Source organism: Falsochrobactrum tianjinense (assembly GCF_019100495.1).
GTDB classification, from domain to species: Bacteria; Pseudomonadota; Alphaproteobacteria; order Rhizobiales; family Rhizobiaceae; genus Brucella; species Brucella tianjinense.
In genome coordinates this window covers 165995-184971 of the sequence record NZ_JAHRVA010000007.1, presented here as the reverse complement: position 1 = coordinate 184971, position 18977 = coordinate 165995, and the positions used below count along the sequence as shown (strand labels likewise).

Below are 18977 nucleotides of genomic sequence, written 5' to 3'. Positions count from 1 at the left end.
TGGGCGGTGTCAATCGCAAAAATACGCTGTTCAGCGGATTAACGGGGAAAACTCAGAACGACAGTGTGGATTGCTGCGTGGTGCCCGACAGCAAATGCAAGGCCTGAAGCCGCACACGAGCGGCTTCCTCCGACACCTGGAACTCATCCTTGACTGAATGGACGAGAATCTGGCCGTGATCCGAGTTGAGCTCGACTGCACCATGGATGCCCTGCGGCATGCAATATTCGTCGGCCAACTTTCGGACGGCTGAAACAGGCATCAGGATGGCGCCGCTGATATAGCCGGCCTGCCATTCCATCCAGTCGCTCTGGCGCGCATTCAGGATCGTGTCGCGCTTGCAGATCGCCTTGTTGTCATTCTCACTCTGGACGGCAAACAGGTCGCCGGTGGCCAGCTTCTCGGCCCACAGGTGGCGGTGGAAACGGACATGGCCGAATTCATGGGCGAGTGTGGTGCGCAGTCGATTCTCGCGGCGAAGATCATTTGCCAGACGATCGGAGATCATCACGTCCGGCTCCCGGTCGGCGTAGAAAGCTGTCACGCCCTCGACGTCGTCGCCGTAACGGGAAAGGTCTACGCACGAATCGAGGTCGGCTCCCTCCGTCTCGATCAGCACAGACAGCTCGTCAGTGGTGATCGGAAAGCAGACCTCGTCGCGCCGGGCAGACAAGAAGGCCGTGACGACCTGCTCGCATTCGCGGTCCAGTTCCTCAGCGAGGTAGTAGGGACGTTGCGCAAAGCGGCCCATCAGATCACGAACCATCTTGACCATGCACAAACTACCTCTTTGCTATCGTCTTCCGAAAATTCATGAAGGCCTCCCCAGCCTTTGCCGGATCCGTGAGATCACGACGTACCTCATCTGGAATCTTTCCAGCCAGGACGAACAGCATATCTTCGGAAAGATCGAGGGCAACCGCGAACTGCCGAATGAGATGATCTGAGGTTGGGCTTCGTCGATCGTGTTCGATGTCGTTGAGATATTGTGGCGAGATGGCCCTGCCGTCTTCCTCCTTCATGATACGGCCAGCCAGATCCTTCTGGCTTAGCGCCTTCGCCTTTCTGGCTTTGGCGATCGACTGTCCGAGAGTCGATGTCATCTTGATCGCATGGCGGTCACCATTCCCTTTTATCACGCATTTATGCGGATTGACGTAGAGCGAAATACAGTGACCGTCAATGCGGCGCCTTGTACTGCAGACGAACCATCTGAGCATGAGGCCTGATTCGCGCCAATGCGCCGCCTGCCGGTTCGGCGCAGTCACCGAGGGCAGCAATTTCCACCGTTCCGTGGCACGCAGCGATGCGGATGATTTCGCACAAGCATGATAAGCGATTGATATTGCTTGTTATTGCTTATTTCTCATCTACCGTTTGCTCACCATCAATGATTGCGAACGGTCTCATGCACGACATTTCTTCAACCCCGAATCCCTTGTCACCCAACCTGATGTCGGCGGATGAGCGGCTTGCCGAAGTTGGCGCAATCCTGGCTGCCGGGCTGAGGCGTATCCTGTCCCAACAGTCCAGCTCTTTATCTGCCGCCGGTGGAGACAGTTCATTCGACATCTTGGCCCTCAAACGCCGTGTTGGTCGTCGCAAACCGAGCAACCGAGTTGGAGGGTGATGATGTCGGGAATGTCGAAGCGGGCCGGCCCCGGAATGAAACAACAGCGCGCGGGCGCCGCGGCGGACACGCCGGTGCTGGTCAGGCTGGCCGCGCTCAAGCGCATGTCGGTCAAGGAACTGAAAGGCGAGTGGGAGGTCCTGTTTGCAACTACGGCGCCGAACAACAGCCGCGGTTATCTGGAAATGCGGCTGTCCTGGCGCATCCAGGAACTGACCCTCGGCGGGCTTTCCCGCGAAACCCGCAAGATGCTGGACCTGTTAGCAGACGAGGTCGATGGCAAGTCCGACCGCAAGGCGATCATCGCCGATGCGCGCAATCCGGTAGCTGGCACCAGGCTGGTGCGCGAATGGGAGGGCGTCGAGCACACCGTCACCGTGATGCGCGACGGCTTCGAATGGCAGGGCCGCCGCTTCAAGTCGCTGTCGGCAGCCGCCAGGGCAATCTCCGGCAGCAATTGGAATGGCTACCGTTTCTTTGGCCTTGGCGACGCACGGAGGGCCGAACGATGAACACCGCACAGACCCAGCGTCGTCTGCGCTGCGCGATCTACACCCGAAAATCCAGCGAGGAGGGGCTCGACATGGAGTTCAACTCGCTCGACGCCCAGCGGGAGTCTTGCGAGGCCTATGTTGCCAGCCAGCGCTCGGAAGGGTTCGCCACAATCCGCGAACGCTATGATGACGGCGGCTTTTCGGGCGGCACGCTGGAGCGCCCTGCGTTGAAGCGGCTGCTGGCCGATATCGAGGACGGGCTGATCGACGTAGTGGTCGTCTACAAGATCGACCGATTGAGCCGCTCGTTGATGGATTTCTCCAAGCTGGTGGAAGTGTTCGACCGCAACAACGTCACCTTCGTTTCGATCACCCAGTCCTTCAACACCACCACGTCGATGGGCCGGCTGACGCTGAACATCTTGTTGTCCTTTGCCCAGTTCGAGCGCGAGGTAATCGGTGAGCGCATTCGCGACAAGTTCGCCGCCTCGCGCAAGAAGGGCATGTGGATGGGCGGCTATGTCCCGCTTGGTTATGATGTCCGCGACCGGAAACTGGTGATCAATGAAGAAGAGGCCAAAACGGTCAGGATGATCTTCGAGCGCTTCGTGGCGATCGGATCGGCCACCAGAGTCGCGAGGGCGCTGGCAGCTGAGGGCATCGTCAACAAACGCGGCAGGCTGATCGACAAGGGCTTTCTCTACAAGCTGATCAACAATCGCATCTATATCGGCGAGGCCATCCACAAGGGGACGAGCTATCCCGGTGAGCATGAGGCGATCATTGATCGTGAGCTATGGGACGCGGTTCATTCCGTCCTTAAGACCAGCCCTCGGCTGCGTGCCGCCGCGTCGAGAAACCAGACACCTGCGATGCTGAAGGGGCTGATCTTTACTGACACCGGCACCGCGATGACGCCGACCGCAACGAAAAAAGGCAGCAAGCTCTATCGTTACTACACCTCAATGGACCTTATTCGAAACCGACCCACCGATACAGAAGGACCGCAGCGGCTTCCTGCCGCCATGGTTGAGGATGCAGTTGTCGGCGAAATCCGCCGCATGATTGCCACGCCTGAAGTCAGAGCGCGGGCACTTGCCGCCCTGAAATCGGACACACCGGACATCGACGACAAGGCGGTTATTGCCGCGCTTGGAGATTTTAACACGCTCTGGGCTTCGCTGTTTCCGGCCGAGCAGGCGCGCATTGTCCAGTTGCTCGTGGCGCGCGTCACGGTTGGTGCATCAGGTCTTGCCGTCGATCTGCGGCATGACGGTATCAAATCGTTGGCGAGACAGATGCTGGCGCCGCAGATGGGAAAGGATGCGGCATGACGGAAAACACCATCCGCGTGGTCATCCCGCTCACCATTCGCAAGAAGAACGGTCGTCCGAAGATCCTGCCGCCAGCAGAGCACACGCCCACCGAGGCTCGGATGCAGGACGCGCATGTGTTGCGGGCCATCGCTCGCGCTTGGAACTGGCGGCGCAGGATCGAACGCGGCGAGGCCTCAACCATTGCCGATATTGCCAAGGCCGACAATGTCAGCGATCGCTTTGTCAGCCGGATGATGCGACTGGCCTATCTTGCCCCGGACGTGCTGGAAAGGCTGCTCATCCATCGCATCCCGCCGTCCTTGTCGCTCAATGATCTGATGGTTGTCGCCGAACTGCCATGGGCGGAGCAGATGGAAGCGGTATTCGGCACGCCATCAGATTCTACTCTGTGAGGCAGCTGGACGCTCGCAAAACCTTGACCGTTCTCAACTCTTTTCCAATCTAAGCGAGCACAACAGTTACGAGCGCGGAACAAATAGGACTCAAGCGACTGTCGGATTGACTCGTCATGTTTGTCTCAGATGTTTTTTGCGTGGTCTGCATTTTGCCCCCAGCATCGTCGTTCCTAACACTCCAACCACTTCCTGAAAGCCACCGCCCTTTGCGCATTTTAGTGACACACCATCGACAGCGCTTGACCACGGACGAGTTGAAATGTTGCATAACGGGCCAGAACGCCGACTTTTCGAAGATCAGCGTGGTTCGGTCACCAACCCTTTCACTAAAGCGAAACATGCCCCGAGCAGAACGATGGTGAACGGAAACCCCGTAGAAACCGCCATGGCTTGCAAGGCGGCAAGACCGCCGCCGAGAAGCAATGCAATAGCGATCAAGCCTTCGAAAGTTGCCCAGAAAACTCGTTGTGGCGTCGGTGCATTCATCTTGCCGCCGGCACCGATCGTATCAATAACGAGCGATCCAGAGTCCGAGGATGTTATAAAAAACACGATAACCAAAACAATGCCGACCAAAGAAGTCAACGGAGTCAGAGGAAGGCCGGCCAGCATTTCAAAGAGTTGCAGTTCCAGGACAGCAGACTGAACCGAAGTCATGCCCTGATCGACCACTTGGCTGATGGCAGTTCCGCCAAGCGCAGTCATCCAGATCGTCGAGACGATTGAAGGAATAAAGAGCACTGCGATGATGAACTCGCGCACGGTCCGCCCTCGGCTTACACGGGCGATGAACATGCCCACAAAGGGCGACCAACTGATCCACCACGCCCAATAGAAAGCCGTCCAACCATGCCGGAAATTATCATCGGTGCGCCCGATTGGGTTGGAAAGCGCGGGCAAATACTCGACATAGGCCAAGAGGTTCTTAAAAAAACCAGTCGTGATTTGCCATGTCGGCCCGACCACAACGACAAACAACAAAAGCAGCAGTGCGAGGCCCATATTGAGTTCGGATAGCCGCTTCACGCCCTTATCCATTCCGGCAACGACCGAAATAGTGGCAATCGCTGTGATCACAATGATCAAAACAACCATGCTGCCGGTGGTCGATGGAAGACCGAAGAGAAAATCAAGACCAGCGCTGGCTTGCTGCGCTCCAATGCCTAGCGAGGTGGCGAGCCCGAACAGCGTTGCGAGAATGGCAAGAATATCGACGACATGCCCCGGCCACCCCCAAATGCGATCGCCCAGAATCGGATAGAAGACAGAGCGAAGGGTGAGCGGCAAGCCCTTGTTAAACGCAAACAGCGCTAGTGAGAGAGCGACAACGGCATATATCGCCCATGGATGCAGCGCCCAATGGAAGATGGTTGCCGCCATCGCGAGGCGCCTCGCGCCCTCAGCATCGCCGGCCATGCCATCCAGCGGCGCCCAATCGGTGCGAACTCCGTCTGCGTTCGTGATGGGACCTTCGAACGCAGCGGTGAAATTACCCAATGGTTCTGATACGCCATAGAACATCAATCCAATACCCATGCCCGCGGCAAACAACATGGAGAACCAGGAGATGTAATTATAATCAGGGGTTGCGTCTGGGCCACCAAGCCGAACTCTTCCCAACGGGAGCAGGACTAAGGCCGCGCAAAGCAGGACAAAAATGTTACCGGCGATGATAAAGAACCAGTCAAGGTTAGCCGTTAGGAAATCCCGTGTGGCTACAAAGAAGGGGCCAAGAGTACTCTGAAAAATCAGCGTCAGTATCGTGAAGGTAACAATGGCCAGGGCGGATATGCCGAATACGGGGTTGTGGACGTCGAATTCGAAAACTAGTCGTCTTCGATAATTGATGTTGTCCTGGCCGATCTCGTAATCGGTATTAATAATTTCAGTAGCACCTTCTGGCGGCGGAACAGCATCCTCAGAATTTGCCGGGCCTGCTGTGGGTGTTATTTTCTCGGTCAATTTTCCGTCCTCAGTCCGGTCTGGTTCTCTGGTCCATAATTAACAATGCTTGGGGAGCCGGGTTAAATATTGCTGACACGAATCTCCGACTTTAGAAAAATCGGGTAGGAATTACAACCAACCGGTCAATATTAAAGACAAGTGCTTTCAAAAAGGCGAGCGGTCGAATGGTAGCTTTCTATGTTCTACAGTGACATCGGCTCGTATAATTGCTCTACATTCCGCCCGGAAACGTCCACCTCGGGTGTCTCAGTTCAGGCTGGCTGGTAGTGACACCCGTTGCAACTCGGGCGCAGTTCAAGAATTGCAAAATATTGAAATCATGGAGTATTCTTTGACCGAACCAAATCGACCAAGGTTCGCATGGTTTGAGACAAAAGCTGTTCAGAGACTGAAATCTGGCCCTTTGCCGGTCTCAGAGGTTCGGTCGAAGCCGCTAACCCCCTTTGAAATCAAAAGGAATTTCGGCGTTTAAATGGGGTGGTGGAGAGTTTGCAATTTGATAGTGGCGGAGAGGGTGGGATTCGAACCCACGGTGGAGTTACCCCCACGCCGCATTTCGAGTGCGGTACTTTCAACCACTCAGCCACCTCTCCGCGTTTTGCAGCACTGTAAAACGATCCATGAAGAATCGAACAGTAACGAGCATCAGATGCGAATGCCGAGCGTGCAGCGGCTCAATAACGGCCAGAGCGCGATTAGACAAGACCTAATTTGTATCTGGTCGTGAAAATTCTTGACTTTTCCGTCGCCTCATACCTATAAGCACCGGACTTTATGCGTGGCGCTGTCTGCGCTTATTGTTTTGATTGGAGATTTCCCGGCTTCGGGAACTGTGGTCAAGGGCTGAAAGCCCGTCATTCAACCGACTGATAAAAAGACGGCCCATCGCTTCGACGCAAATGTCGTTGAAATGAGAGCTGGACCGAACACCGAAAGGAAAACAAATGTTCGCAGTCATTAAAACTGGTGGCAAGCAGTACCGCGTTGCCGCAAATGACCTTATCAAGGTCGAAAAAGTTGCTGGTGAAGCCGGTGACGTCATAGAATTTGCAGAAGTCCTGATGGTCGGCACGACCGTTGGCGCTCCAACTGTTGCAGGCGCTGTCGTGACGGCTGAAGTCGTCGAGCAGGGCCGTGCCCGCAAGGTCATCGCTTTCAAGAAGCGTCGCCGTCAGAACTCCAAGCGTACCCGCGGACATCGTCAGGAACTGACGACAATCCGTATCTCGGAGATCCTCACCGACGGTGCAAAGCCTTCCAAGAAGGTTGCCGAAAAGAAGGCTCCGAAGGCAAAAGCCGCCGCTGAAGGCGAAGTCGCAAAGCCGAAAAAGGCAGCGCCCAAGAAGGCCGCAGCCAAGGCCGAGTCGGCTGAGTAAGTAGAGAGATTAAAGGAGAACACCAATGGCACACAAAAAAGCTGGCGGTTCCTCGCGTAATGGTCGCGATTCAGAATCCAAACGCCTTGGCGTGAAGAAGTTTGGCGGCGAAGCAGTGCTCGCTGGCAACATCATCGTGCGCCAACGCGGCACTAAATGGCATCCGGGTTCCAATGTGGGTATGGGCAAGGATCACACCTTGTTTGCGCTTACGCAGGGTTCGGTGTCTTTCCGCGCGAAAGCTAATGGCCGTACCTACGTGTCGGTCGACCCGATCGCGGAAGCAGCAGAGTAAGTCGGGCACTCTCATAAAGCACCGGCGTCCCATTGGACCCGGTGCATATGGCAGCCAAGCCAAAAGATCGAAGGGAAGATGGGACCACCATCTTCCCTTTTTGCATCTGGAGGAACGAAAAATGGTTGTCGAAGTTCTGGAAGAAGATTGTTACGGAAGCAGTAGCAGGCGAGAGGGGAGTTTCGCTGATCTGTCGCCCGGTGCGGCGCCGGAATTGCCCCCTGATCTGGCTCATGAGTTGGATTGTCCCGTTCTCGTCACGGAAAGGCTGGTCTTGCGCCCGCCCCATGGCGAAGACGTGGATGCGATTTCCTATCTTGCCAATAACGCCCGCGTCGCCGACATGCTTGCCCGCATGCCGCACCCCTATACGCGCGATAATGCCATCGACTTTGTCGAGCGCACCCGAAAAGGCGAGATGGGCAATTGCATCTATGCAATCACGCAAGCAGAGACCGGCATCTTTATGGGTTGTTGCGGAATTCATGCGCATAAACATGGGGAGGGGCTGGAGATCGGCTACTGGCTGGGCCAGCCCTATTGGGGGCATGGATACGCTACCGAGGCAGCTCATGCGCTGATCGATCTGGCTTTTCGCGCGACCTCAATCGAGCGGCTACATATATCGTGCCGCGTCAGCAATGGGGCTTCGCGGCGCGTGATTCACAAATGCGGCTTCCAGTTCAGCGCCATGGGCATGGGGGATTCCCTTTCCGCCGGGAATGTACCTGTCGAGCGTTATGTGCTCGACCGGCGTACATGGATCGGCCTGAGAAGCTGGCAGTCATAAGGATGAGGCCCTGCGCATTTCGCGGGCCTTGTCACATTCCCGCCTTCGCGATGGTTTGCAGGGAGCGGGTTTTGCTGTAATTGCAATCGGGATCGCGTTTGTTCAGGCGTGGTACCAGAATATTTTCGGAATGCGGGTACGCCGCAAGAGGTAGAGTTCCATGAAGTTTCTCGATCAGGCCAAGATCTATATCCGCTCTGGCAGTGGCGGGGCGGGAGCCGTTTCTTTTCGCCGTGAGAAGTTTCTTGAGTTCGGCGGGCCCGATGGTGGGGACGGTGGATGCGGCGGCGACGTCTGGGTGGAGGCCGTAGACGGTCTCAATACGCTGATCGACTATCGCTACCAACAGCATTTCCGGGCCAAGACCGGCATGCATGGCATGGGCCGCAACATGACCGGCGGCAAGGGCGATGATGTCGTCCTGAAAGTGCCGGTCGGAACGCAGATTTTTGAAGAAGATAACGAGACGGTTATCTGTGATATTACCGAAATTGGCCAGCGCTATCGTCTGGCCAAAGGCGGCAATGGCGGCTTCGGCAATCTGCATTTCACCACGTCCACAAACCGCGCGCCGCGCCGCGCCAATCCGGGGCAGGAAGGGATCGAACGCACGATCTGGCTGCGCCTGAAACTGATTGCCGATGCCGGTCTGGTGGGGCTGCCCAATGCAGGCAAGTCCACCTTCCTCGCAAGTGTGACGGCCGCGAAGCCCAAGATTGCCGATTATCCTTTCACCACGCTGCATCCCAATCTGGGTGTGGCGCGGGTCGACGGACGCGAATTTGTGATCGCGGATATTCCGGGCCTCATTGAAGGCGCGAGCCAAGGCGTGGGCCTTGGCGACCGGTTCCTCGGCCATGTCGAGCGCACACGCGTGCTGCTGCATCTGGTTTCCGCACAGGAAGAAGATGTGGCGAAGGCCTATACGGTCATTCGCGGGGAGCTTGAAGCCTATGAGCACGGCCTTGCCGACAAGCCGGAGATCGTGGCGCTGTCGCAGGTCGATACGCTCGATCCCGATGCACGCAAGGCGAAGATCAAGGCGCTGAAAAAGGCGTGCGGACGCGATCCGCTGCTTTTGTCGGCAGTCAGCCATGAAGGCTTGAACGACACGCTGCGCCAACTGGCGGCCATCATAGATATGAGCCGTGCCGAAGAGGCTGGAACGGCTGATGCGGACGATATATCGCAGGCGGACCGGGATTAATCGGGCGCGCGGCGAGGGGAATGAAAGTATGCTGAAGCAACTGAAGGACTATCGCCGCATCGTCGTCAAAATCGGCTCCGCATTGCTCGTAGATCGCGCCAAGGGGTTGAAGCGCGACTGGCTGGAAAGTTTGGGGCAGGATATTGCCGCGCTGCATCATGCGGGCGTGGAAGTCCTGGTGGTGTCGTCTGGTGCAATCGCGCTGGGGCGCACCGTTTTGGGCTTACCGAAAAAGGCGCTGAAGCTTGAGGAAAGTCAGGCGGCTGCGGCGGCCGGCCAGATCGCGCTCGCCAAGGCCTATGCCGATGTGCTGGATAGTCACGGTATCAGGTCGGGCCAAATTCTGGTCACGCTTTCCGATACCGAGGAGCGCCGCCGCTATCTTAATGCGCGCGCGACCATTGATACGCTTCTGAAGCTCAGGGCCGTGCCGATCATCAATGAGAATGACACGGTCGCCACGACCGAAATCCGTTACGGTGATAATGACCGTCTGGCGGCTCGCGTTGCGACCATGATGGGTGCTGATCTGCTGATCCTGCTTTCCGACATTGACGGACTTTATACCGCACCGCCGCACAAGAACCCAGACGCGGAATTTCTCCCTCTGGTCGAAACCATCACACCGCAGATAGAAGCAATGGCGGGCGCTGCCGCGTCCGAACTCTCGCGAGGCGGCATGAAGACCAAGCTCGATGCGGGCAAGATCGCCAATGCCGCCGGAACCGCGATGATCATCACGTCGGGTACACGCATGGCGCCGCTTTCGGCAATCGATCGGGGCGAGCGAGCGACATTGTTCGAACCGTCGCATGCGCCGGTCAATGCTTGGAAAACGTGGATTTCCGGCAATCTGGAGCCGGCTGGCCGTCTGACGGTCGATGCGGGAGCAGCGAAAGCACTGAAATCCGGCAAATCGCTGCTGCCTGCCGGTGTGCAGGCCATTGACGGGCATTTCGAGCGTGGCGATACGGTGGCCGTATTGAACGAGGCAGGCCGCGAAATCGCGCGTGGACTGATTGCTTATGACGCCGTCGACGCCCGCAAGATCGCCGGGCACAAAAGCGATGAGATTAGCGCCATTCTTGGCTATGATGCCCGGACTGCAATGATCCATCGCAATGATCTGGTAATGCGTGGCGCCGCCGTTGCCATTGAGGCCGAGGAGGTCTGAGGGGAAGATATGCTGACGAAAGTGGAAGCCGGAACCGATATTGCTGCAATCATGGCCGAGGTCGGCCACAAGGCAAAAGCTGCCGCAGTACCGCTCGCCATTGCCAGCGCCGGGCAGAAAAATCAGGCGCTCAATGCCGCAGCCGCTGCGATCCTCGAAGCGCGTGCGGCTATTCTCGAAGCCAACAAGATCGACCTTGCCAATGCCGCGAAAAGCGGCATGGCAGCGTCGTTTATCGACCGGCTGACGCTGGACGAAAACCGCATCGATGCCATTGCCGACGGCATCCGCGCCATTGCCGCGCTTGCCGATCCGGTTGGGGAGGTCATTGCCGAGTGGGATCGCCCGAATGGTCTGCATATCGAGCGCGTGCGCACGCCGCTTGGTGTCATCGGCGTGATCTATGAAAGCCGCCCCAACGTGACGGCAGATGCGGGCGCATTGTGCCTGAAGGCCGGCAATGCGGTGATCCTTCGCGGCGGCTCTGATTCTGCCCATTCGTCGGCAGCCATTCATAAGGCGCTGGTCAAGGGACTAGAAGCTGCCGGTCTGCCTGGGGATGCAATCCAGATCGTGCCGGTAACGGATCGCGCGGCAGTGGGCGAAATGCTCAAAGGTCTGGGCGGCGCGATTGACGTGATCGTGCCGCGTGGCGGCAAAAGCCTTGTCGCACGCGTTCAGTCGGAAGCACGGGTGCCGGTTTTTGCGCATCTGGAAGGCATCTGCCATCTCTATATCGATAAATCCGCTGAGCTCGATATGGCGTGCAGGCTTGCCGTTAACGCCAAGATGCGGCGCACCGGTATTTGCGGGGCGGCGGAAACGCTGCTTGTGGATCGCGCGGTTGCCGCAACGCATCTGGTGCCGGTTCTGGAAGAACTTGCCGCAAAGGGCTGCGAAATTCGCGCGAGCGAAGAGGTAAGGACACTTTATCCTGCCGCCACGCCTGCGACCGACGAGGACTGGTCGACCGAATATCTCGATGCGATCATTTCGGTGACGCTCGTGGAGGGCATTGGCGGAGCAATTGCGCACATCAACCGCTATTCTTCACACCACACCGAAGCCATAGTGGCGGACGATGCGGATGTCGTAGCGCGTTTCTTCAACGAGATCGACTCGGCCATTCTGCTGCACAATGCCTCGACACAGTTTGCGGATGGCGGCGAGTTCGGCATGGGCGCGGAAATCGGCATCGCCACCGGCAAGATGCATGCACGCGGGCCGGTCGGCGTCGAGCAATTGACCTCGTTCAAGTATCGTGTTCGTGGCAATGGACAAGTTCGCAGCTAATGCGTTTCGGCTTTGGGCTTCCAGCATTGAAGGCGAGCTATCCGGGCGTTGATGCGCATTATCTGCGTATGCCGCATGTCGAGAAGGGTATGGCGGTGGGGCTTTTCGGCGGCTCGTTCAATCCGCCGCATGGCGGTCATGCGCTGGTAGCGGAAATTGCGTTACGGCGGCTTAAGCTCGATCAGCTCTGGTGGATGGTAACGCCGGGCAATCCGCTGAAAGATCATCGCGAGCTTGCTCCGCTTGCCGACCGGCTCAAACAAAGCGAGGACGTTGCGCTCGATCCACGCATCAAGGTGACGGCGCTGGAAGCTGCCTTTAACGTCCGCTACACGGCGGATACGCTGGCGCTGATCCGCGAAGCCAATCCTGGCGTGCATTTTGTCTGGGTGATGGGCGCGGACAACCTCGCATCTTTCCATCACTGGCAGCGCTGGCGCGAAATCGCCAGGAATTTTCCGATTGCAGTGATTGATCGTCCGGGATCGACACTCGCCTATCTTTCGTCGCGCATGGCGCAGACATTTTCCGACAGCCGTCTCGACGAGCGCTATGCACCCATGCTGGCAAGGCGGACACCTCCGGCATGGACTTTCATCCATGGTCCGCGTTCCTTGCTGTCTTCCAGTGCGCTGCGTAAGGGAAAACTGAAAAAGTGAACGGCCATAATCGGCCTCCACCCTTGAAAGAAAACAGGGACTCTGCCTATCTTAGGATGTGCGGTGCTTACAACTGCCGCACTTGGTTGTTCTTGTTAGAAAGGAAATACACTGAGAACAGCACTTGAGAAGAAGGCTCACCACGCGCCTTCAACGGTCGGGATGAACGAAACTGCTTTCGTGTCCCAGACCTTCGACGCGGCCTTGGCCAGTCTCGAAAACTCCAAGGCGGAATCCATCATCCCCATCGACATTCGCAAAAGATCTTCGATCGGCGATTATATGATCGTCGCGTCGGGCCGGTCCCATCGTCATGTCACCTCTGTCGCAGATCACCTCTTGCAGGCGCTGCGCGACATGGGCTGCAAGGACATTCGGGTAGAAGGTCTTGAGAGCGGCGATTGGGTTCTCATTGATACGGGCGATATTATTGTTCATATCTTCCGCCCGGAAATCCGTGATTTCTACAATCTGGAAAAAATCTGGCTGGATGATGGTTCCGAAATGCCGCGCGCAGCGGGAACCGTTCATTGACCGCCCTTTCCCAGTGAGGGCGCCATGCGTGTGAGCGTTTTTGCCGTGGGCCGGATGAAGGCCGGCCCCGAACGGGAACTGGTCGAGCGTTATTTTGACCGGTTTTCCAAGGCGGGTCCCCCTCTGGGGCTTGAATTTTCCGGAGTAAACGAAATTCCGGAAAGCCGCGGCCAGACGGCAGATTTGCGTAAAAGCGAAGAAGCGCAGCGCATTCATGAGGCTTTGGATAATGGTGCTGCGCTGATCTTGCTGGATGAGCGCGGCAAGGCACTTGGTTCGGAAGCTTTTGCCGAACGTATCGGGCATATGCGCGATGAGGGCAAACGGCAGCTGATCGTCGCTATTGGCGGCCCGGACGGTCATGACCCGGGGTTGCGCACGCGCGCCGATCTCGTTCTGGCGCTGGGTGCGTTGACGTGGCCGCACCAGATTGTCCGTATTCTCATTGCAGAACAGCTTTATCGGGCTGCGACCATTCTGGCGGGACACCCCTATCATCGCTCCTGATCGATCATGGCTAACAGATCCTTAACGATATGCCGCTAGTTTTGGCCCTTCATCATTGATATAGCGCGCCATGAATTCTGTTCGCCCCCACAAGAAGTTCCTGTTGTCCGCCTTGTTGCGGGCGAGCCTTGTCGCGGCTGGTCTTTTTGTAACAGCCGGGGCGGGACTGGCCGAGGACGGGCTGCAAGTGCAGCGCGATCAGGCGGCGAGCGAATTTGAAAAACTCAACAGTGAATTGACCGTAACCGGCGATAAGCTGAAACAGCTTGAAGGTGAAGTTTCGGCACTCAAGAAGGATCAGGCGACCATTACCGCAGCGCTTATCCAGTCCGCCAAGACGGACAAGAAATTGCAGCAGGATATTGCCGATATTGCCGACAGGCTGGTCTCTCTGCATGAGCAGGAAGAAGGTATTCGTGGTTCCTTGCGCGCGCGCCGCGGCGTGCTGGCGGAAGTGCTGGCGGCATTGCAGCGCATGGGGCTGAACCCGCCGCCTGCCATTCTGGTGCGGCCCGACGATGCGCTGGCCTCTGTGCGCAGCGCGGTTCTTCTGGGCGCAGTCGTGCCGGAAATGCGCGAGCAGGTGGAGGAGTTGACCGGCGACTTGCAGGATATGCAGCGTATCACTGCGTCGATCACGCAGGAACAGCAAAAGCTCGGAGAAACGCGCAGCGCGCAGGCCGAGGAGCAGAAGCGCCAATCCCTTCTGCTTGAAGAGAAGAAGAAATTGCAGGCGCAATCGGAGCAGGAAATTGCCGCCCAGCGCAAGCGTTCGGAAGAACTGGCGGCGAAGGCTGGCAGCCTCAAGGAACTGATCGATACGCTTGATCAGCAAATGGCGAGCGTGCGCGATGCTGCCGATGCTGCGCGGCAGGCGGAAGCAGAGCGGCTGGCGAAAGCGCGCGAAAGAGCGGGAGAAACCACGCCTGACGAAAATCGCCTGCATGCGCAGATTGATTTTGCATCTCTGCGCGGGCGGCTCGCACTGCCTGCGGCCGGCAAGACGCTTCGTCATTTCGGTGAAAAGGACGGCGTGGGCGGCCATATGATGGGGCAGATTGTTGAAACCTTGCCCATCGCCACGATTACGTCACCTTCCGATGGCGTTGTATTATATGCAGGCGCATTCAGATCGTATGGGCAGCTCTTGATCCTGGATGCTGGCGGCGGATATCATATCGTGATGGCTGGCATGGGCCGAATCGATGTGGCGCAAGGCCAGTTCGTATTGGCGGGTGAGCCTGTCGGCGCAATGGGAGAAAAACTTCTTGCAAGTGTTGCACCGATAGAGGTGGGCAATGGGGCGCCGTTGCTCTACATTGAATTTCGAAAGGATGGAAAACCCGTTGATCCGGCCCCTTGGTGGACGAAACGGCTTTCTGGAAAGGCACAAAATGATACGTAAACTGTCGCTGCTTTTCGCCGGAGCCCTTCTGGGGGCGTCTGCTATGGTGATGGTCCAGGGTGCGCCGACTTCTTCCGCTTTTGCCGCGGGCAAAGACGGGGATGTCTACAAGGAACTGGCGCTGTTCGGCGATGTTTTCGAGCGGGTGCGCGCGCAATATGTGACGCCGCCCGACGACAAGAAGCTGATCGAAAGCGCGATCAACGGCATGTTGACCTCGCTTGATCCGCACTCTTCCTATCTCAACCCCGAAGCCGCGCAGGATATGCGCGTGCAGACCAAGGGCGAGTTTGGCGGCCTTGGTATCGAAGTGACGATGGAAAATGATCTTGTGAAGGTCATTGCGCCGATCGACGATACGCCTGCTTCCAAGGCGGGCGTACTGGCGGGCGACCTGATCACCAAGATCGACGGTCAGGAAGTGCGTGGCCTCAGCCTGACCGATGCGGTGGATAAGATGCGCGGCGAAGTTGGCTCGGCAATCGAATTGACCATCGTCCGTCAGGGTGCAGACAAGCCGATAACGCTTTCTATCGAGCGCGCCATCATCAAGGTCAGGGCCGTGCGCTACCGCGTCGAAAACAATGTGGGTTACCTGCGCGTGATCTCCTTTACAGAACAGACGGCGGAAGACCTCAAGAAGGCCATCAAGGACGTTCAGGACAAGGTGCCTGCGGACAAGCTGAAGGGCTATGTTCTGGATCTGCGCCTTAATCCGGGCGGACTTCTCGATCAGGCGGTGGCCGTGTCCGATGCCTTCCTTGATAAAGGCGAAATCGTCTCTACCCGTGGTCGCGATCCGCAGGATGTAACGCGCTTTGATGCCCGCAAGGGCGACCTTGCCGACGGCAAGCCGGTGATTGTTCTCGTCAATGGCGGTTCGGCCAGCGCATCGGAAATCGTTGCTGGTGCGCTTCAGGATCATCGCCGCGCGACCGTGCTTGGCACGCGGTCGTTTGGCAAGGGATCGGTACAGACGATTATACCGATGGGCGAAAATGGCTCGCTGCGCCTGACCACGGCGCTTTATTACACGCCGTCGGGTACGTCCATTCAGGGCAAGGGCATCACGCCGGACATCAAGGTCGAGCAGCCGCTGCCGCCTGAATTGCGCGGCGAGGACGTCGTCCGGGGTGAATCCGAGCTCAAGGGTCATATCAAGGGCAATGCCGAGGATGACGAAGGGTCGGGTTCCGCCGCCTATGTTCCTGCCGAGGCGAAGGATGATATCCAGCTTAATGAAGCCTTGAAGCTCCTGCGCGGTGAAGTGGCCAATGCCGCATTCCCGCCCGACCCCAAGAAGGGCGTTCTGAACTGAATGATTCATGAGAATGAATGAAATGCAAAAGCGCGGGAGCCATCGCTTCCGCGCTTTTGCGTGAAAACGCGATTGACAGCAATTACGGAGAACAGAATGTCGAAGCAGAAGGGGCCTGTCGATCCTGAAAGCCTACCCTATCGTCCCTGTGTGGGGCTGATGGTGCTCAATGGGGCCGGGCTGGTCTGGGCCGGGCGACGGATCCTCATTCCGGGCGATGAACTCGACGGGGCGACACAGCTCTGGCAGATGCCGCAGGGCGGCATCGACGAGGGCGAAGGGCCGGAAGAAGCGGCGTTGCGCGAGTTATATGAAGAAACCGGCATGAAATCCGTCTCCTTGCTTGAAGAAGCAACGGACTGGATCAATTACGAATTGCCGCCGCATCTGGTCGGGCGGGCGCTCAAGGGCAAATTTCGCGGGCAGACGCAGAAATGGTTCGCTTATCGATTTGAAGGCGATGAAAGCGAAATCGCAATCAATCCCCCGCCCGGCGGGCATACAGCCGAATTCGACATGTGGGAATGGAAGTCGATGGTCCAGTTGCCAGATCTGATCGTCCCCTTCAAGCGCAAGGTCTATGAAGAAGTCGTCGCTGCATTCCGGCATCTCGCCCCTTAATCCGTATTGCACCACTATTTCGCCGACCGATTAGCTTCTCCCTCTTGTGCGTGAGCGGAACTTGTTGTCAACTCCGGCATGCAGCGCTGCGTCGCTCGACGCATTTTGAGAGGGAGAATGCGCATGGATATTGGAAGTCTTCTTGTATTCCTTTTTGTAGGTCTCATCGCCGGCTGGCTGGCCGGTAAAGTCGTGCAGGGCGGGGGCTTCGGCCTGATCGGCAATATCATCGTTGGCGTGATTGGTGCATTTTTCGCAGGCTGGCTCCTGCCGCGCCTTGGTTTTGCCATCGGGGGCGGTGTGATCGCCTCAATCATCAATGCCTTTATCGGCGCGGCCATATTGTTGCTCATTCTGCGTATCGTCAAACGCGTCTGAGCGGCTTACGACATAATTAGCAGACCCGGCGGAAGCTTGCCGGGTTTCTTTCTGAAAAAGAACCATGACACCCAATTCCAAACTGGCGCTTGGTCTGGTGCTGACCGCATCGGCGGGCTTTGTCGATGCGATTGCCTTTATGCAACTGGGCGGCTTTTTTGCTTCCTTCATGAGCGGCAATACCACGCAACTTGGCATCGGTTTCGCCGGACAGCCTGGTGTGCTGGGGCGTGTTATCATCTGGTTTCCAGCCGCATTGATCGCCCTGTTTTTTACCGGCGCATTCACGGGAACCCTTGTCGTCCGCGCCTATGGCCGCCGAGGTAGCCTGCTTGTCATGGCGAGTGTCGTCGCGATGCTGCTTCTCGTCGGCATATTGGGCTGGGAAGGCGCGCTTCTGATCCAGCCGGCTCTGCTTCTCGCAGCGGCCATGGGTGCGCAGAACGCAGCGGTGCAGCCAATCGGTTCGGCGCGACTGGGTGTTACTTACGTCACGGGCACGTTGTTTAACGCGGCGGCGGATCTCGCCTGTTCGTTGCGCGGGGAAACACCCAAATGGCGATGGGTGCAGCATCTGGCCGTTTGGTCCTCGTTGATGCTGGGTGCGATATTCGGGGGCGTCTGCCATTTCCTGATCGGGCTCGGTGCGCTGTTCGTACCCGCCGCGACCATGGTAGGCGTCATGATTGTCTATGCGCGCGTCAAAAACTGACCTCAAACGAATAGCGATTTTTCGTTCTCGACCAGTTCCGAAATGAGGGTGGAAACGGCTGTTACGCGGCGCAATGTACGTGCGGATTCATGATAGGTCAGCCAGTAGGCCCGGCGGATAAACCGATCGGGAAGTACCGGCACGAGATCGGGAGCGGCGCGCGCAATGAAAGAATGAAGAATGCCTATACCGGCGCCTGCGCGAACCGCCTCCACCTGGCCTAAAGCGCTGGACACTTCAAAATCCGGTTTCCAATCGCGGCTGATTTCCGGCGCGTAGGCGAGAGATGGATTGATGACCAGATCTTCCACATAGCCGATGAGGCGATGGGTGCTTAGTTCCTCCACACTTTGCGGCATGCCGCGTTCTTCGAGATAGCTGCGATGGGCAAAGAGACCTAACGTGTAATCCACCAGTCTGCGCGCGATCTGCCTCCCCTGTTCGGGGCGTTCGACCGTGATCGCGATATCAGCCTCGCGGCGTGAGAGCGAGAATGAGCGAGGCACCGGTACGAGTTGGATGGTGAGATCGGGATATTGCTGCGTGAGCCGCGCCAGCCGTGGTGCAAGAAAGGTGACGCCGAAGCCATCCGGCGCTCCTATTCTCACTGTGCCCGAGACGGCGATATCAGCATTGCCAACCTGCGCGCGGGCAGCAAGCATTTCCGCTTCCATGCGCTCGGCAGCAAGCAGAAATTCCTCACCCGCCTGCGTCAGGGTCGAGCCATTGGTGCGGCGCGTCAGAAGGGTTGTTGACAGCGCGGTTTCCAGCGCGGTCAGGCGGCGGGCGACCGTGGTGTGATTAAGGCCGAGCCGTTTCGCAGCGCCAAGAATCTGCCCGGAACGCGCCACAGCGAGAAAGATGCGTATATCATCCCAGTTCATGGC

General features: G+C 57.6%; 22 protein-coding genes and 1 tRNA gene. 18 read left to right on the top strand and 5 right to left on the bottom strand.

What is annotated here, in order from left to right:
- Nucleotides 1-52: 52 nt before the first annotated feature.
- Together KUG47_RS15230 and KUG47_RS16775 are read right to left on the bottom strand one after the other, a co-directional pair.
- Nucleotides 53-775: an ImmA/IrrE family metallo-endopeptidase gene (locus KUG47_RS15230; RefSeq protein ID WP_217678818.1), complete on the bottom strand. Its 723-nt coding sequence runs from the start codon at nt 773-775 to the stop codon at nt 53-55.
- A gap of 7 nt (nt 776-782) precedes the next feature.
- Entirely contained in the window at nt 783-1280 is a 498-nt protein-coding gene (locus tag KUG47_RS16775) for a helix-turn-helix domain-containing protein (RefSeq protein WP_254799582.1), read from the bottom strand.
- A gap of 26 nt (nt 1281-1306) precedes the next feature.
- Between KUG47_RS16775 and KUG47_RS15220 the strand changes: the two genes are divergently transcribed.
- Genes KUG47_RS15220 through KUG47_RS15205 form a run of 4 tightly spaced genes read left to right on the top strand, consistent with a single transcriptional unit; the run spans nt 1307 to nt 3853 of the window.
- Complete coding sequence (locus tag KUG47_RS15220; RefSeq protein WP_217678817.1) at nt 1307-1630, top strand: hypothetical protein; 324 nt, start codon at nt 1307-1309, stop codon at nt 1628-1630.
- A gap of 11 nt (nt 1631-1641) precedes the next feature.
- A complete protein-coding gene (locus tag KUG47_RS15215) occupies nt 1642-2142 on the top strand; it encodes a DUF2924 domain-containing protein (protein ID WP_254799581.1) in 501 nt (166 codons plus the stop codon).
- Nucleotides 2139-3458: a recombinase family protein gene (locus tag KUG47_RS15210; RefSeq protein ID WP_217678816.1), complete on the top strand. Its 1320-nt coding sequence runs from the start codon at nt 2139-2141 to the stop codon at nt 3456-3458. The genes KUG47_RS15215 and KUG47_RS15210 overlap by 4 nt, the downstream gene beginning before the upstream one ends.
- The gene (locus KUG47_RS15205; RefSeq protein ID WP_217678815.1) at nt 3455-3853 is read left to right on the top strand and encodes a hypothetical protein; all 399 of its coding nucleotides are present in this window, start codon (nt 3455-3457) and stop codon (nt 3851-3853) included. The genes KUG47_RS15210 and KUG47_RS15205 overlap by 4 nt, the downstream gene beginning before the upstream one ends.
- 300 nt (nt 3854-4153) lie before the next feature.
- Here KUG47_RS15205 and KUG47_RS15200 read toward each other — a convergent pair whose 3' ends face one another.
- On the bottom strand, nt 4154-5818 hold the full coding sequence (locus tag KUG47_RS15200; protein ID WP_175556656.1) for a BCCT family transporter: 1665 nt from the start codon (nt 5816-5818) through the stop codon (nt 4154-4156).
- A 506-nt stretch (nt 5819-6324) separates the two neighbouring features.
- Nucleotides 6325-6414: transfer RNA gene (locus KUG47_RS15195), tRNA-Ser, on the bottom strand.
- Nucleotides 6415-6765: 351 nt separating this feature from the next.
- Between KUG47_RS15195 and rplU the strand changes: the two genes are divergently transcribed.
- The 14 genes from rplU to KUG47_RS15125 all read left to right on the top strand — a co-directional run bounded on the left by rplU (nt 6766) and on the right by KUG47_RS15125 (nt 18090).
- The gene (rplU, locus tag KUG47_RS15190; RefSeq protein WP_217678814.1) at nt 6766-7197 is read left to right on the top strand and encodes a 50S ribosomal protein L21; all 432 of its coding nucleotides are present in this window, start codon (nt 6766-6768) and stop codon (nt 7195-7197) included.
- Between the two features lie 25 nt (nt 7198-7222).
- A complete protein-coding gene (rpmA, locus tag KUG47_RS15185; protein ID WP_217678813.1) occupies nt 7223-7492 on the top strand; it encodes a 50S ribosomal protein L27 in 270 nt (89 codons plus the stop codon).
- A gap of 121 nt (nt 7493-7613) precedes the next feature.
- On the top strand, nt 7614-8282 hold the full coding sequence (locus tag KUG47_RS15180; RefSeq protein WP_217678812.1) for a GNAT family N-acetyltransferase: 669 nt from the start codon (nt 7614-7616) through the stop codon (nt 8280-8282).
- Nucleotides 8283-8442: 160 nt separating this feature from the next.
- A complete protein-coding gene (obgE, locus tag KUG47_RS15175; RefSeq protein WP_217678811.1) occupies nt 8443-9489 on the top strand; it encodes a GTPase ObgE in 1047 nt (348 codons plus the stop codon).
- 28 nt (nt 9490-9517) lie between these two features.
- Nucleotides 9518-10663, top strand: coding sequence for a glutamate 5-kinase (gene proB / locus KUG47_RS15170; RefSeq protein ID WP_217678810.1), 1146 nt, complete (start codon nt 9518-9520; stop codon nt 10661-10663).
- Nucleotides 10664-10672: 9 nt separating this feature from the next.
- Complete coding sequence (locus KUG47_RS15165; RefSeq protein ID WP_217678809.1) at nt 10673-11956, top strand: glutamate-5-semialdehyde dehydrogenase; 1284 nt, start codon at nt 10673-10675, stop codon at nt 11954-11956.
- Nucleotides 11956-12615, top strand: a complete 660-nt coding sequence (locus KUG47_RS15160; RefSeq protein WP_217678808.1) for a nicotinate-nucleotide adenylyltransferase — start codon at nt 11956-11958, stop codon at nt 12613-12615. The genes KUG47_RS15165 and KUG47_RS15160 overlap by 1 nt, the downstream gene beginning before the upstream one ends.
- A 162-nt stretch (nt 12616-12777) precedes the next feature.
- On the top strand, nt 12778-13149 hold the full coding sequence (rsfS, locus tag KUG47_RS15155) for a ribosome silencing factor (RefSeq protein ID WP_217678807.1): 372 nt from the start codon (nt 12778-12780) through the stop codon (nt 13147-13149).
- Nucleotides 13150-13173: 24 nt separating this feature from the next.
- Nucleotides 13174-13656, top strand: coding sequence for a 23S rRNA (pseudouridine(1915)-N(3))-methyltransferase RlmH (rlmH, locus tag KUG47_RS15150; protein ID WP_217678806.1), 483 nt, complete (start codon nt 13174-13176; stop codon nt 13654-13656).
- 70 nt (nt 13657-13726) lie between these two features.
- Nucleotides 13727-15061, top strand: a complete 1335-nt coding sequence (locus KUG47_RS15145) for a murein hydrolase activator EnvC family protein (RefSeq protein WP_217678805.1) — start codon at nt 13727-13729, stop codon at nt 15059-15061.
- Nucleotides 15051-16379: a S41 family peptidase gene (locus KUG47_RS15140; protein WP_217678804.1), complete on the top strand. Its 1329-nt coding sequence runs from the start codon at nt 15051-15053 to the stop codon at nt 16377-16379. Before KUG47_RS15145 ends, KUG47_RS15140 begins: the two co-directional genes overlap by 11 nt.
- A 96-nt stretch (nt 16380-16475) precedes the next feature.
- Complete coding sequence (locus KUG47_RS15135) at nt 16476-17000, top strand: RNA pyrophosphohydrolase (protein WP_217678803.1); 525 nt, start codon at nt 16476-16478, stop codon at nt 16998-17000.
- A gap of 123 nt (nt 17001-17123) precedes the next feature.
- Nucleotides 17124-17378, top strand: a complete 255-nt coding sequence (locus tag KUG47_RS15130; RefSeq protein WP_217678802.1) for a GlsB/YeaQ/YmgE family stress response membrane protein — start codon at nt 17124-17126, stop codon at nt 17376-17378.
- A 64-nt stretch (nt 17379-17442) separates the two neighbouring features.
- On the top strand, nt 17443-18090 hold the full coding sequence (locus KUG47_RS15125; protein ID WP_217678801.1) for a YoaK family protein: 648 nt from the start codon (nt 17443-17445) through the stop codon (nt 18088-18090).
- Nucleotides 18091-18092: 2 nt separating this feature from the next.
- Here KUG47_RS15125 and KUG47_RS15120 read toward each other — a convergent pair whose 3' ends face one another.
- Nucleotides 18093-18974, bottom strand: a complete 882-nt coding sequence (locus KUG47_RS15120) for a LysR family transcriptional regulator (protein ID WP_217678868.1) — start codon at nt 18972-18974, stop codon at nt 18093-18095.
- Nucleotides 18975-18977 lie beyond the last annotated feature (3 nt).

Bases quoted from the DNA above. Each gene is read 5' to 3' on its own strand.
- KUG47_RS15230 (WP_217678818.1), bottom strand. From the start codon at position 775: ATGGTCAAGATGGTTCGTGATCTGATGGGCCGCTTTGCGCAACGTCCC.
- KUG47_RS15220 (WP_217678817.1), top strand. From the start codon at position 1,307: ATGCGGATGATTTCGCACAAGCATGATAAGCGATTGATATTGCTTGTT.
- KUG47_RS15215 (WP_254799581.1), top strand. From the start codon at position 1,642: ATGTCGAAGCGGGCCGGCCCCGGAATGAAACAACAGCGCGCGGGCGCC.
- KUG47_RS15210 (WP_217678816.1), top strand. From the start codon at position 2,139: ATGAACACCGCACAGACCCAGCGTCGTCTGCGCTGCGCGATCTACACC.
- KUG47_RS15205 (WP_217678815.1), top strand. From the start codon at position 3,455: ATGACGGAAAACACCATCCGCGTGGTCATCCCGCTCACCATTCGCAAG.
- rplU (WP_217678814.1), top strand. From the start codon at position 6,766: ATGTTCGCAGTCATTAAAACTGGTGGCAAGCAGTACCGCGTTGCCGCA.
- rpmA (WP_217678813.1), top strand. From the start codon at position 7,223: ATGGCACACAAAAAAGCTGGCGGTTCCTCGCGTAATGGTCGCGATTCA.
- KUG47_RS15180 (WP_217678812.1), top strand. From the start codon at position 7,614: ATGGTTGTCGAAGTTCTGGAAGAAGATTGTTACGGAAGCAGTAGCAGG.
- obgE (WP_217678811.1), top strand. From the start codon at position 8,443: ATGAAGTTTCTCGATCAGGCCAAGATCTATATCCGCTCTGGCAGTGGC.
- proB (WP_217678810.1), top strand. From the start codon at position 9,518: ATGCTGAAGCAACTGAAGGACTATCGCCGCATCGTCGTCAAAATCGGC.
- KUG47_RS15165 (WP_217678809.1), top strand. From the start codon at position 10,673: ATGCTGACGAAAGTGGAAGCCGGAACCGATATTGCTGCAATCATGGCC.
- KUG47_RS15160 (WP_217678808.1), top strand. From the start codon at position 11,956: ATGCGTTTCGGCTTTGGGCTTCCAGCATTGAAGGCGAGCTATCCGGGC.
- rsfS (WP_217678807.1), top strand. From the start codon at position 12,778: ATGAACGAAACTGCTTTCGTGTCCCAGACCTTCGACGCGGCCTTGGCC.
- rlmH (WP_217678806.1), top strand. From the start codon at position 13,174: ATGCGTGTGAGCGTTTTTGCCGTGGGCCGGATGAAGGCCGGCCCCGAA.
- KUG47_RS15145 (WP_217678805.1), top strand. From the start codon at position 13,727: ATGAATTCTGTTCGCCCCCACAAGAAGTTCCTGTTGTCCGCCTTGTTG.
- KUG47_RS15140 (WP_217678804.1), top strand. From the start codon at position 15,051: ATGATACGTAAACTGTCGCTGCTTTTCGCCGGAGCCCTTCTGGGGGCG.
- KUG47_RS15135 (WP_217678803.1), top strand. From the start codon at position 16,476: ATGTCGAAGCAGAAGGGGCCTGTCGATCCTGAAAGCCTACCCTATCGT.
- KUG47_RS15130 (WP_217678802.1), top strand. From the start codon at position 17,124: ATGGATATTGGAAGTCTTCTTGTATTCCTTTTTGTAGGTCTCATCGCC.
- KUG47_RS15125 (WP_217678801.1), top strand. From the start codon at position 17,443: ATGACACCCAATTCCAAACTGGCGCTTGGTCTGGTGCTGACCGCATCG.
- KUG47_RS15120 (WP_217678868.1), bottom strand. From the start codon at position 18,974: ATGAACTGGGATGATATACGCATCTTTCTCGCTGTGGCGCGTTCCGGG.